The organism is Heliomarina sp. (assembly GCF_052826185.1).
On sequence record NZ_JBRBUI010000054.1, the window covers coordinates 429,312 to 441,977 of the forward strand.

General features: G+C 54.4%; 14 protein-coding genes. 7 read left to right on the top strand and 7 right to left on the bottom strand.

What is annotated here, in order from left to right:
- Nucleotides 1–108: 108 nt before the first annotated feature.
- The gene (locus tag ACU0FH_RS20230) at nt 109–435 is read left to right on the top strand and encodes a low molecular weight protein tyrosine phosphatase family protein (protein ID WP_446196529.1); all 327 of its coding nucleotides are present in this window, start codon (nt 109–111) and stop codon (nt 433–435) included.
- A gap of 29 nt (nt 436–464) precedes the next feature.
- Here the strand turns inward: ACU0FH_RS20230 and ACU0FH_RS20235 are convergent, their stop codons facing one another.
- From ACU0FH_RS20235 to ACU0FH_RS20245, 3 genes are all read right to left on the bottom strand, one after another.
- The gene (locus tag ACU0FH_RS20235) at nt 465–1,163 is read right to left on the bottom strand and encodes a PIN domain-containing protein (RefSeq protein ID WP_446196530.1); all 699 of its coding nucleotides are present in this window, start codon (nt 1,161–1,163) and stop codon (nt 465–467) included.
- Nucleotides 1,164–1,168: 5 nt separating this feature from the next.
- Complete coding sequence (locus tag ACU0FH_RS20240) at nt 1,169–1,840, bottom strand: hypothetical protein (RefSeq protein WP_446196531.1); 672 nt, start codon at nt 1,838–1,840, stop codon at nt 1,169–1,171.
- A 197-nt stretch (nt 1,841–2,037) separates the two neighbouring features.
- Nucleotides 2,038–2,841: a hypothetical protein gene (locus ACU0FH_RS20245; protein WP_446196532.1), complete on the bottom strand. Its 804-nt coding sequence runs from the start codon at nt 2,839–2,841 to the stop codon at nt 2,038–2,040.
- Between the two features lie 95 nt (nt 2,842–2,936).
- Between ACU0FH_RS20245 and ACU0FH_RS20250 the strand changes: the two genes are divergently transcribed.
- From ACU0FH_RS20250 to ACU0FH_RS20270, 5 genes are read left to right on the top strand one after another with little or no spacing between them, the layout of a single operon-like run.
- Nucleotides 2,937–4,556: a type IV secretory system conjugative DNA transfer family protein gene (locus ACU0FH_RS20250; RefSeq protein WP_446196533.1), complete on the top strand. Its 1,620-nt coding sequence runs from the start codon at nt 2,937–2,939 to the stop codon at nt 4,554–4,556.
- Nucleotides 4,553–5,068: a hypothetical protein gene (locus tag ACU0FH_RS20255; RefSeq protein WP_446196534.1), complete on the top strand. Its 516-nt coding sequence runs from the start codon at nt 4,553–4,555 to the stop codon at nt 5,066–5,068. Before ACU0FH_RS20250 ends, ACU0FH_RS20255 begins: the two co-directional genes overlap by 4 nt.
- Before the next feature lie 19 nt (nt 5,069–5,087).
- Nucleotides 5,088–5,339: a hypothetical protein gene (locus tag ACU0FH_RS20260; protein WP_446196535.1), complete on the top strand. Its 252-nt coding sequence runs from the start codon at nt 5,088–5,090 to the stop codon at nt 5,337–5,339.
- Nucleotides 5,336–5,590, top strand: a complete 255-nt coding sequence (locus ACU0FH_RS20265; RefSeq protein ID WP_446196536.1) for a hypothetical protein — start codon at nt 5,336–5,338, stop codon at nt 5,588–5,590. The genes ACU0FH_RS20260 and ACU0FH_RS20265 overlap by 4 nt, the downstream gene beginning before the upstream one ends.
- A gap of 51 nt (nt 5,591–5,641) precedes the next feature.
- A complete protein-coding gene (locus ACU0FH_RS20270) occupies nt 5,642–8,749 on the top strand; it encodes a LamG domain-containing protein (protein ID WP_446196537.1) in 3,108 nt (1,035 codons plus the stop codon).
- Between the two features lie 12 nt (nt 8,750–8,761).
- Here the strand turns inward: ACU0FH_RS20270 and ACU0FH_RS20275 are convergent, their stop codons facing one another.
- Nucleotides 8,762–9,706, bottom strand: a complete 945-nt coding sequence (locus ACU0FH_RS20275; protein ID WP_446196538.1) for an ArdC family protein — start codon at nt 9,704–9,706, stop codon at nt 8,762–8,764.
- Nucleotides 9,707–10,109: 403 nt separating this feature from the next.
- On the opposite strand from ACU0FH_RS20275, the gene ACU0FH_RS20280 reads away from it, so the two are divergent.
- Nucleotides 10,110–10,493: a hypothetical protein gene (locus tag ACU0FH_RS20280; protein WP_446196539.1), complete on the top strand. Its 384-nt coding sequence runs from the start codon at nt 10,110–10,112 to the stop codon at nt 10,491–10,493.
- Between the two features lie 235 nt (nt 10,494–10,728).
- On the opposite strand, the gene ACU0FH_RS20285 is transcribed toward ACU0FH_RS20280, so the two are convergent.
- The 3 genes from ACU0FH_RS20285 to ACU0FH_RS20295 all read right to left on the bottom strand — a co-directional run bounded on the left by ACU0FH_RS20285 (nt 10,729) and on the right by ACU0FH_RS20295 (nt 12,537).
- On the bottom strand, nt 10,729–11,832 hold the full coding sequence (locus tag ACU0FH_RS20285) for a tyrosine-type recombinase/integrase (protein WP_446196540.1): 1,104 nt from the start codon (nt 11,830–11,832) through the stop codon (nt 10,729–10,731).
- A 146-nt stretch (nt 11,833–11,978) separates the two neighbouring features.
- Nucleotides 11,979–12,212: a hypothetical protein gene (locus ACU0FH_RS20290; RefSeq protein ID WP_258290164.1), complete on the bottom strand. Its 234-nt coding sequence runs from the start codon at nt 12,210–12,212 to the stop codon at nt 11,979–11,981.
- A 22-nt stretch (nt 12,213–12,234) separates the two neighbouring features.
- On the bottom strand, nt 12,235–12,537 hold the full coding sequence (locus tag ACU0FH_RS20295) for a hypothetical protein (protein WP_065331838.1): 303 nt from the start codon (nt 12,535–12,537) through the stop codon (nt 12,235–12,237).
- Between the last annotated feature and the right edge of the window lie 129 nt (nt 12,538–12,666).

The following is a 12,666-nucleotide window of genomic DNA, read 5'->3' on the forward strand; positions in this document are numbered from 1 at the left end:
GGCATTGCCACGGCACAGCTGAGAACGGAACATGGCCTCTCCCTTGCCGGTTTCAGCAAGGTAAAATTTGGCTCTATGCTAGCCGCAATCGCCTGCTAGACTGCCGCCATGCGCATCCTGTTTGTCTGCACTGCTAACAAGCTGAGGAGCCCGACTGCAGAAGATGTCTTTCGGGACTACCCAGGCATTGAAGCAATCTCAGCAGGTACGTCTGCAGAAGCACCGCGGCCGCTCACCAAGGAATTGGTCGCATCCGCCGATATGATATTTGCGATGGAAAATCACCACCGCGAACGCATCAGGAAGAAGTTCAAACAGCGCCCGCCAGATAACCGCATCATCACGCTGCACATCCCGGATGAGTATGAGCGCGGTGATCCGGAACTTATCGCACTGCTTGAAGACAAGGTGACGGTACGGCTGCTTGAGGAATAGATGGTTCTACGCGACCAGGGCTAGGTTCCTTACAACCCCAGCAGATACCGCGTCTCGTGAAGAGCGCGACTGTATTGAATGCCAAGTGCGTCAAACTCGGCTGCGATATCTGCGTTAAGCACTCTCGGACTTCCCGAAAGGAACTCGTTGACGTTTGACGAGGCGAATATGATGTCACCGCCATGCCCAAGCGCTCGCAGCTCTCCGGCTACCTCCAGATAGCTTTCGACCACGACACAGTCTTTGGTAGAGTCCTTCCCTTTCCTTGCAGGGGTTCGTGGTTCCATCACGCGGGCAGTCGCGCGCGATAGAATATTGGGAGTGATCGGATTTGTTAAAGACGCGCCCACAATGTCCAACATTACGGCCTCTGCGACCGGAACGCGGGTCAAAAAGTGACCGATTTGGGTTTCGCTGGCGTGTCCGAGCGCTTCGGACCATTTGTCTATCCGAGCGATCTCGTCTCTTAGCTTTCTGAGTGCGGTATTGGTTTCTTCGCGGACTGTCGGAAGATTTTCCTGAAGTTCATTGCGCACCTGCTCGACAATAACACATCCAACGGCGCCACTATCATGCACGGCATTTCGAATTGCTTGGGCGGCAAGCATCGCAGCCCCGTCGACGGTATCCCGCCGTGGTGAACGCAAGAAGTCCATAAGAATGCAAGTATCTGGCAGAAAGACGGGCACATTTGCCTGTGCGATCGCTTCGAGAGAGTCGTAGACCAACGTGCTTACCCTCTCAAGATCGCATCATATGCTCCAAGGAGGGAAATTCCCTGCTCGAATTCTATGGCGAGCTTGTTGGCCGAATTCTCGTCCCAGGCATCGACTTCGACGAGCCATTGCATGAGGATATCAACGGGCAGGTTGTCGCCGTCGCGATGCGCTTCGATCACAAACTCCTCCCACCGTTGACGGTCGTTTGGATGCGAGTTCGTTGTGCTCTTGTTGGCCAACGCGGAAAATCGGCGCAGGGCATCGGCAGCTTCGGCACTCGTCCATGTATCCAGGCCGCGAACATCGTCGGTAAACGTAAGCGCGAGCTGATCTCGAACGGCGGCCGCATCGACGACCTCAGCCACAAAACAAACAAGAAGATCGTTGTAGAGCTTAACCCCCAGCTCGCCAACTTCGGCGGGCACGATGTTGGTAACGGTGTAGAAGTTGCCGCGCTGCCAAAGCGTCAGTGACGCCTTTGGAAGGCTATCGCCGGCATATTCAAAAACGAGGATATCGTCCTGGCGCGCACCAACAGCATACTGTTTGAGGTTGGCTTCCTGCTCTTCATTGTGAACCCACTCTTCAGTCTCGACACCGAGAAGAGACGCGCGGATTGCATCAAGCGGGATTTGTTCCGAACCAATGGTGAGGTCCCGAAAGACCTCGATACCTTCGTGTGCCATGTGCTTTCCTCTCGCCCGCGTGGTAACTTTTACCTCTATCCCTGTCTCACATGCGGACAACATTTCTGCAACAAAATCAGGGCATTTATCCACAAAGCGCTCAGCCACACCCGCGCGAGGGATCGTCACCTACCGGCCAAGACTAACGGCTTGGGGCAGCTATGCTGCCTAGAGCCCGCTCCTGACAAGGACGCGCCCTATTCCTCTTCAGGCTCTTTGATCCGCACCATGCGGATTTCACAATGCGGGTCGAACGGCGGCATCGGACGTGTGGGTTCGCTGCCGCCTTCGTCGTCAGAAAAATGCTGACCATTGCCATACAGTGTGAACGGCGCATCGCTGGCAATGCGAACATTGTAGTAGAACGAGCATTGCGGCTCGCGGATCACGATCAGCAGCCCATCTGCTCCGAACCGCGATGCAATCCCGCGTGAGGGTACGTTCTGCAAATCTTCTGGCCTTGCTCCCTGTTCTGGCTTCGCCATTGAGTTAGCTGCCCAGACATATAGCCCTGCATGATTATGCATCGGCGCCATCCGAAACACCGGATAGGCCGGATCAGGCAGGGTAGTCGTCACCCATATCCTTTTGCCCTCCGCGTTTCCTGCTCCACTGGTTTCATGTTCGGCTGTGATAAGCCCTGTCATTTCACCGTGGTAAATCCCCGCAAACCGCGCGATGTCCTCTTCACTGGGCGCACCCTGCGGCCCCCTTGTTAACTTCGACAAGGCAAGTGCCGCGCTCTCATAGTCTATGAGCTGAAAGTCACCCAGGAAGGCTTCGACCGCCGCAACGAAATCATCGGTGACGCGATTGGCGTTGTTCAGAAAGCGTTCCACGCGCTTGCGCCCGCCATCATAGGTCATCGCATAGCCGGTTCGGTTTACGATGTCATTGGCTAGACCTTGTGGTTTCTTGCTGTGCTTGCGCTGAAACGCGAGGAGGCGCAGCCGCAGCCGCTCATACTGATAGTCCGAATAGATCGACGGCGTATCGCCCATGCTCCGTGTCCAACTTGTGTCCGCGCAATGGGCGCGATGATGTCCTTATTAGGAAACCAGCACATGAACCCGCGTCAATCGACGAAAGGTAAAAAATGTCTGGTAGCATCATCGCATACGCCGCCGCTGGCGTCCTTGGCCTCGGCCTTCTAGGCTGGCGCTTCAAGCAAGACCCCAAGACCTATGGCAGCGCAGGCTGGCTCAAGCCCTGGACTGCCATGCGCGCGAGACTGTTCAAGCGCAAAGGCATTCTGGTCGGCGACTGGACGGGCCTTCTTCCAGTCTACTACGAAGACACCCATGCCATCTCTTTTGGCCCTTCGGGCAGCGGCAAGGGTACGTGTACAATCCTGCCGAACCTGATGCTCCCTGGCTTTGCCTTTGCCATCGACCCTGGCGGTGAAAACACGGCTGTGGCGATCAAATCCTGGCGCAAAGCGGGCTATGAAGTCTGTGTCATCAACCCGTTCGGGATGTTCGAAGACAAGCCTTGGGCGCTACCGCGCCACGGCTTCAATCCGCTCGACATCCTCGATGCCGATAGCGAGACATTCGCCTCCGAAGCGCTGCTGATTGCAGAATTGCTGATCCCGCGCTCGGGCAAGGAAGATGGCAGTTCGCTTTATTTTAAGAACGCGGCAACCAGCTTCCTGCAGGCGGTGCTGATGCACGTCATCAGCACCATGCCAAAAAGCGAGCGTCACCTCGGCACGGTTTATGCTGTGGTCAACGGTGATGCTGAGGAGTGGGAGACGCTGATCAAAGCGATGGTCGCCAATTCCGCTGGCGACGGCTTCGTCTCAAAGACCGCTTCGTCGATGGAGCGCCGCGAAGAACAGGCACCGGCAGAGTTCTCGGCGGTGATGTCCACAGTCCAGCAGGACCTGGTCTGGCTCGGCGATAAGGTCGTACGCGAAAGCCTCAAGCGCAGCGATGTGGATTTCTCGATCCTGAAAGGACGCAACAAGTCCGGCAAACCGCTTAAGGGCGGCGTCATATCTGTTGTCCTGCCGCTTGAGTACAACGAGAGCCACGCGGCCATCCCGCGTCTCGCACTCGGCTGCGCGATCTGGGAGATGCAGCGCGCCCCGCTTGCCCGGAAGAAAGTGCTGTTCCTGATCGATGAGGCTGCAGCGCTTGGCAAAATCACGCGGTTTCCGAACTGGCTTGCCACATTGCGCAAGTACAAGGCCGTGCTGTGGCCAATCTTCCAGAATATCGGCCAGGTCAAAGCGCTCTATGGCGAGCAGTGGCAGACCTTCATCGCAAATTGCGGGCTGCGGCAGTTCATTGGCGTCAGCGACTTGGAGACGGCGGAGTATGTCAGCAAGCTTTTGGGCGAGCAGACAACCCATAGCCGCTCGACCAATGCGCAGGGCCAGGCCAGCTCGTCTGAGACGCGCCGCGCCCTGCTGACGGTGGACGAGATTCTGCATTTTGATGAAACACGTCAGCTCGTGTTCATCCGCAATCTCGAAGCCCAGCCGCTAAAGAAAACGTCTTACTGGGAGCGCCCTGAACTACGGGGCCGGTTTAACCGCAACCCGTACCAGTCGCGCAAGTCGCCTGTCACCCTCGGCGCAGGCCTGAAGGGATTGTGGGGTGATCTCTATCACCTGCTGGTCTGTCTGCTGGCGCCGCATCCGGCGGCAGCTTTCCTGTATCTCGGCCTGCTTGGCGTTGCGATCCACAAGATGATCGGAGTTCTGTCATGACGGCGGGTGATGTGTATCTGACGTATTTCGGTGGCGCAGTCGCACTTGGCGTCATGGGCGGACTTGCCGCCATCGCCTTCGTGCTGGTCACGCGGCTGATCTGCTTCACGTTCATGCTGGTGCTGATATCAGCAGAAATCGTCCTGCTGGAAGTGCTGCCGTCAATCCCAGCTCGCATGATCAACCTGATCAGCGACAGATTCAGCGCAGTCATCGCGGCGCTGAAAGCCCGAACGGCGCGCGGTCTGTCGGCATTCGAAGCTGAACCCGAATGGCAGCGTCGCGGCCGCGAAGAAGCCAGGGAAGATGCCACGATCGCGCGCGTCAATGGCTGGGAGCCTGCCTGCAAACTGCTCGGTCTGCCGGTCGAAGGATTCACCAAAGCGCAGCTCTCCCGCGCCTACCGCAAGGCCATGCGCAAGGCGCATCTCGATCTTGGGGGAAATCCTTCACGCGCCAAAGCCATCAACATCGCCCGCGACCTGATCCGCAAACAGTTGGGCTGGGCATAGATTAATGAAAGGAAATGCAATGGAAAACCAGACACTCACGCCAACCAAAGCCGAAACCTTTGCCCCTCAGCCGCTCGATCAGGCCACAGATCAGCAACTGACCGATCTGATCAAGCAAGCGAGCGCCATCCTTGAAGCCCGCGAGGCTGAACGCACACGCGCGGCCATCGCCAAGATCAAAGAACTCGCAAAGGCTCATGGCCTAGATGTCTCTCTTGAGCCCCGCAACACCAAACGCGGCCGCCGCCAGCGCAGAAAGGAAACTACATGACCGGGTATTTCTACACCATTGATCTCGGGAAGACATACGGCCCCAAGCTCGAACGGCTTGCCGAGCGGGCATCGTATGATGACCGGGAAGAGTTTGCGGCCATGGTATTAGCCCATGCCATCGCGAATTGGGAAGAACATGACCGGCAAGAAAACGAGGCGCTATCACAGCGCCTCGCTCAGCCTTGCTTTTTCGAGGCGGGGCTCATGTGCGATCCGACCGTGCTTGACGAAGACGAAATGCCTTTTTGAGGAAAATGTTAATTCTTAGTATTTTCCTAAGGCTATGTAATCTATAATAAAATGATGTTCATTCGGTTAATAGTAACATTATTTCTCATCGTCGGCTTTTCAAGCGGTGCAAGAGCGCAGTGCGACGGCACGCTAATTGCTGGACTCGTTGGACATTGGAAGCTTGATGAAACCAGCGGTACCTTGGCTGACTCATCCGGTTTCGGCCACAATGGAACCGCAAGTGGGGGAATATCTTATGGCAGCGCGGGCGTCCTAGGAAAAGCTGTCTATTTTGACGGTGACGATGACGAAATCGGAGGAATAGGTTCGCCCACTACGCTGGATGATATTGATTCACAAGGCGACGGGATGACGCTTTCAGCGTGGGTTAATCAGGAAACCTCATCTACTGATAACTATCGAAGAATATTACAAAAGGGCAGCTTCAATGTAAGCAGCGGAGAATGGAGCTGGGGCATAAGTAATTCCAACGGAGTCACATTCAGAAAGGGTTTTGATGGAGGAATTTTATCTATATCAACTCCAGACAATGTTATTACCAACAATGACTGGTATCATGTCTTAGTGACCTGGGACGGAAACGCGGATTCTGGGAGTGTTCGCATATATGTTGATGGCGAAGAGATTGCTTCCAGTTCACAGCAAGCCATTGGCAATAAGCTTTCAGATGCACCAGAGACGCTATTTATAGGTGCTGGGTCAGGACCGAGCACAGGCAGAAGCTTTCACGGTGCTTTAGACGATGTTCGCATCTACAACAGGGTGCTAAACTCCAGCGAGGTCAAGCGCCTCTCTCGCCTGAATGCTGGTGACATTCGTTTCAATGGCAACAGCGCTTCTGTCGAATATTGCGACGGTGTGGACTGGGTGATGGCTGGCACGGGTTCTTTCAGCCCGACAGCAGCAGCTTTCGATGGCACGGATTATCTGACATATGGATCGGAATACATAGGAGTTACAGACGGAACGCAAATATCTGCGAGCTTCTGGACTCGTTTTAATTCTTATCCTACGTCTACTACATATACAATTTTAAGCTCTAACCCTAGCCGCATACGCATATATTATGGTGGTGGCGGCACAGAAACAATGCAGATGCTATTGCAAGACTCATCTAATTCGCATCTGGTAAATATTGGCTGTGGACCTGATCCCCATGAGGTTGGTGTTTGGTATCACCACCTAATAAGTGTGGATGTGGGGACTGGGGTTGCGACGTGTTATGTCGATGGTGCCGACAGCATGCAAACCTTCACGGCTCCAACAAATGGTGCGATAGATTTTACAATTGCAAGCAATTCTGTCGGCGCGAATACCACAGGGTCGTTGCCACTGGATGGACAAATCGCTGATCTCTGGATTGATTTCGGCAATTACATCGATTTTTCCAGCGCCGATCAGCGTGCGAAATTTCGCAGCCCGACAGGCGTGCCGATGTATCTGGGGCCAGACGGTTCCCTGCCAACAGGTTACGCGCCCGATATCTTCCTCAGCGGTGATGTCGAAACCTGGCACATCAACAAAGGCACAGGCGGTGGCTTTGTCGAAAACGGCGAACTGACCTATTTTACTAACGAACCTGGTCACCCTTACAACGATATGCCGATGAACGGTCTGGTTGGATGGTGGAGACTAGATGAAACCAGCGGCACTTCCGTGATAGATTACGCCAGCGCGAATGATGGCACATGGCGCGGTAGCCTCACGGTAAAGCCAACTGGCGGGGTTTTCGGTGGCGCGCAATACTTCGCTCCCCAGTCTTCCAATGAAGTCGATCTTGGGCGCCCAATTGATTTAGATATGTCTGGAAGTAACGCTTTCACAATAGCAGCCTGGGTAAAACCAGAGACATCGGGCGTAGTTTTTTCCAGAGGAGCTGTTCAGAGCTCCGCCAACAATACGGTTTACCTGCTTAGGCGTTACAATCTTGATCCGACGAGGTGGAACTTAGGCGTATCCGATGGAAGTATGATCTGCGATGCCTTTAGTCCCCCCGGGAGTGTGGAACCAGGTGTTTGGCAGTACATAGTAGGAACGTGGGACGGAATTAGCCTGACGATATACAAAGATGGCGTTAATATTGGAGGTCAGAATTGTAGTGCGGGAGCCTTTACCTCGCTTTGGGATGGGGGCGGCACAAACGTCAATAGAGACACGTCGATTGGTGCTGATGCACGCTCTGACAGATACTACTGGAATGGCTCCATAGACGAAGTTGCCGTATATAACCGCGCTCTATCCCAACCTGAAATTCAAGCCATTTATGATGCGGCTTTCTGTGAAAACCCGACCGATCGCATAGGCTCCATCATTTACAATACCGATCAGCTGGTAATGCAGTTTTGTAATGGCAAGGACTGGGTCGCAATGGGACCAGTCGGTGGGACAGGCGGTGGCGGCTGTGTCAACCCTGCGGGCAACGCGGGTGACTTGATGTTCAATGACGTTTTCAATGTACTACAATTCTGTAACTCACAGGATTGGGTTGGTATCGGAAAACAGGTGCCCCCAACTGACGGGCTCATCGCTCACTGGACCCTAGATGAAGCGCTCTCACCCTTCGCAGATACTGCGAATGGTAATACGGCGTCCGAGGTTGGGAGTGTCCAATTAATTGAAACGCGGAACCGCGGCGGCCAGTTGTGCGGGGATACGCTTGGCTACATTTCCGCACCGAGCACTAACGATTACCGCGACTTGCGTGCATTTACATTTGCCGCATGGGTACGCCCCGATTTTGTTGACAACCACCATGGGATAATTGAGATCGTTGACTTGGCGACGCTGAGATTTCCATTTCAGCAGCAGTATATTGGGTTTATTGCAAGCGCTTGGAATGGCGGCATTGGAGCGTGGAACGCAACCAGCTATCCGCTCGATCTAGGCGCATGGACGCACGTTGCTGTAACCTATAACTACAATTCTCCAGTAGGGACGGAACCCAATATCTATATAAATGGTGTTTTGCAAACATCTCTGGGTGTACCATTTTCACCGTCTGGGACCGTCACGCCACCTGCCGATGGCACGTTACACATTTGTGCACGTGACGTATCGGGAATCAGGCGACTTGAAGGTGGGATCGATGACGTCAGAGTTTATGATCGCATTCTTAATCCGTCTGAGATCACCCAGCTCTATCTGGCAACAAGATAGGACAGAGGCCACCTAAGCGGCGACCTCACTCGCATCGTTTTCATCAATCATCGGCTGCAAGCCTTGCAGGAAGTCGACTGCGCGCTGCGCGTGTGCGGCGGCGGCGAAGATAGCGCGCGTGTCATCACGTAGGACTTTCAGCCAACTGCCGATATAGGCGGCGTGATCCTCGCGATCTTCGAGTGTGAGGCCTAGATCGGCACAGAGGAAGGCAGCGCCCAGCTCAGCCACAAGCTCTTCACGGGCATATCCGGCGTCGCCGAACTTTTCGCGCCCAAAATCCCGATCGAGGCGCCTCTTGTGCCGCGTCCAGTGCGTGCATTCATGCGCAAGGGTGGCGTAGTAACTCTCGGCATCGCAGAAGCTCTCGAAGACCGGCATCTGAATGAAGTCTTGCTGCGGGCTGTAATATGCGCTGTTACCGCCGTGGCGGATATCGGCACCGGTATCGGCGAAGAAGGCATCGGCGGCGGCGACCCGCTGATCGGGATTGAACTGCGACTGCGCGGGTGCGTAGTAGTGCGCTGGCAAACCCTCGATCTGTTCGATGTTGAAGACCGTATAGCCCTTCATGAAGGGGATGGTCTGATCGACCTCCTCACCTGTAGCTTCGTCGCGCTCGGTGCGCGTCAGCGTGTTGGCGTAGACGACAGGCGACCCTTTCTCGCCTTTGCGGACATGGCCGCCAAGTTCGTGGGCTTGCTTGAAGGTCATCCAGATCGGAGCGGCGAAGTGGCGTTCCATCGAGGAGGCCCAGAGGCTCAGGACGTTGATACCGCTATAGGGCTGTCCGTTGTGGCGGAGCGGTCGCGAGACGGGTCCAGCGGCGTGAGCGGCGTTCCAGGGCTGCGTCCAGGTTTTGATGCCCTGCTCCAGGGCGGTGATGATCTGATCTGTGATGCGGGTGTAGATGTCTCCACGATTGTTGGGGCGGGTGTTTTCGTCTTTGCGGGTCATGGCTGTTTCCTTCCGTTTGGCGTTTCCTCAAGACGCGTCACGAAAAGGACGGGGGTTTCAGCCGCATGGTCATCGCGCCGTCTTCAGGCGCGTGTACGGCCAACACGGCCACGCCGAAGCGCAGCGTAGGCTGGGTGGTGCGGGCAGGCCGTTGACCAGGAGGCGCCCCCGGCCAAGTATGCGTCAGAGATTGAGGAAGGCCTCTACGGAAGGTGCCATGGCCACAGACGACCAATCCGCCCGTCGTGGAAAATGGATACGGTTCCGCACAGATTGATCGCCGCCCATAGACAGGGCAAAGTATTGAGACCAGCGCACAGAGCCGCCGTGCCGGATGTGGCCAACGGGAACAAATTCAAGCTCCTCAACGGACAGTCACGCTAGAGAAACGGGAAATCAAGCCATGCTAAACAGGAACGCACCGAAAGCTGCCTTGATGGTGACATTTGCGGCCGCGCTTGGCGCTCCGGCACTGGCAGAGACGGACTATCGCGACTTCTACGGCATGACCGAAGATCAGCAGGGCGAGATTATCACAGACGAGGCGGCAAGACTGATCGAAGAAGCTGAGGCGGCCGGCGAACTGTTTCGCAGAGATTGCACCACGGCGCTCTTCTATAGCTCGATATACAATCCGATCCAGGGACGGCTGCCAACGGGCTGGAAGACGCTGTTCGATGTCATCGAATACGAGCGGCGAAGTATGGATACTTATGAGCACGGTCAATCGGTAGAAGATGCCATCCGAGATATTGCGGCGCTATACTGTCCGCCCGAGCCACGATAACTATGCCACAGGATTTGCCACAAATTCGCCACAAGGAACTTTAGTGTGAGAAGTACAGTGGCGGATTTATGCGGGTTACAGCGGATCAGCAATTTGTGGCAAAAGCGGGATTTTTGGTCAATTTCTTTCCAGAATAATCCGCTAAGTCATTGATTTTGTTATGGCGCGCCCTGCAGGATTCGAACCTGCGGCCTTTGGCTCCGGAAGCTGCGGAGAAAACGTTGTTGAGAGCGGGTTAGCGGCCATCTGCCACAGAATTGCCACATGGATTTTGGGAAAGAGTTCCTAAAAGATTGAACTTGCTCTTATCCCTTCGATCTTTCTGATCGATCAGGTGGCCATAGACGTTCAACGTCGTTGTTACGTCTTCATGTCCCATTAGATACTGAATCCGCTTTAAGTTCAAGTTTTGTTCTATCAACATCGATGCAAAGAAATGCCGCAGATCGTACGGTTTGAACTTCGGCTTTTGCACTTTCCTCCCATCGACTGTCTCTTCCACGACGAGCCCAGCTTCAATGCAAGCTGTATAGAACCCGCGCTTGCGCCAATGATCGGGCGTCAGCCATCTTCCTGACTTAGTCGGGAAGGCAAGATCATACTTTCCATCGACTGCGATGTGATCAGCGTAGTGCCGAACCATATCGAAGACATCCGGCGTCAGATCGATGAACCGCCTACCGGCGGGCGTCTTTGTCACTGAGATTCGCGCTTCGCCGCGTTCCAAGGCGCGGTCTACCAATACACCGCCATCTGTGATGTTGCGGCGCGCAAGCGCGACATATTCCTGCGGGCGCATCCCACTGTCTGCTGCAAGATAAAGGATGGGTCGATAGCGTTCCCATGTTCTCGCAGTCTGCCGGTTAGACGAGTTTGCAAGACGGTCAGCAGCAGCTAGCAACGCAGCAATATCGTTAGCGCTCGGGAGCTCAATCGGCTTGTCGTAACGAGAGTCGGACCGGACGCTGACGCCGCTGGCAACATTGCTTGCTATGTGGCCCCGCAACGCCATTTCCTTCACGACGGAATGGAAGGACGACATCACTTTCTTGGCTTGATCTCGTGTATAATCTCGCAAAAGCCAGGACCGAAACTTGACGACATCTGGCGTCTGCAGTTCGTGCAAGTCTTTCTCCCAATCATAAGCCTTCATGATATCGGCTCGGTAGGAATAGATTTTGTGAGTGTATGGCGTTACCGGATCGCGGCCATCGCGACCTTCCTTGAAGCAAATCTCTAGCCATCGTTCGATTGCCTGCGGGACTGTCCTGATGGATGTATCGACCGGTGCGTTAGGGCGCATTCCCAACGTTTCACTAAACGCCCGCGCTTCCTTCATCGTTCGGAACGTCTTGTAAGCGTAGCCTGTCTTAGCTGCGCTATTTGGGTATCTGACTTGGTACGTCGTGCCCTTTTTACCTGTCCTTTTTCTTATATCTGACATTACTCATTACAATTGTTGTTCTTGAAAAGTTCTCCACGCTATCAAATCTTGGAATTATTTTCAGCATCTATTTGCGCCTCACGATAAATTCGCACAAGCGTCCCTTTTTCGATCTTAAGTCGCCCGTCTATCGGATCGACAAAGAATGGCAGTTTCCGCTTGCCATTGGGATCAGGGTCGGCAGCCCGCTTGATCTGGCGCTCGGATAGTTCGATGCCCATCTCGGCCAAAAGTGTTCTTACTTGATCTATACGCAGATAGCATGGCGGCTCCATAATGCCCTCCTTTCTGCATCGCCTACGGCTCGTAGTCCCAACAGGACGGCCGAAAATGACGTGTATGCATACGGTAGATGGGCTTGCCGTCACCGAGATTGCGCACAGAGTGCGGATCACCAAACTCATCGGTGACTTGGACCCTTAGCAGCGGTGCGGTGATGAACTGGACGTTGTGCACGTCCTCCAGAACATGGAGATCGGTTAGGATCGCTTGCCGGAACTCGTCCAACGATATTGTGCCCAATCGGGAGTAATCCACCGTCAGATACGGTGATGGCTTGCCCGGATATTTTCTCGTCATCAAAAGCCCTAAAAAAATCATCTAAATATTCTTTAAGCTTGGCAGTCCGTCCTTAGCATTTCGTTAAATTTATCTTGCATTTTATCTATGCTGCACGCGCGAAATTGGCTCTCCAAGCCATCTTCCGACAACCTTTCATGATCTGAAACA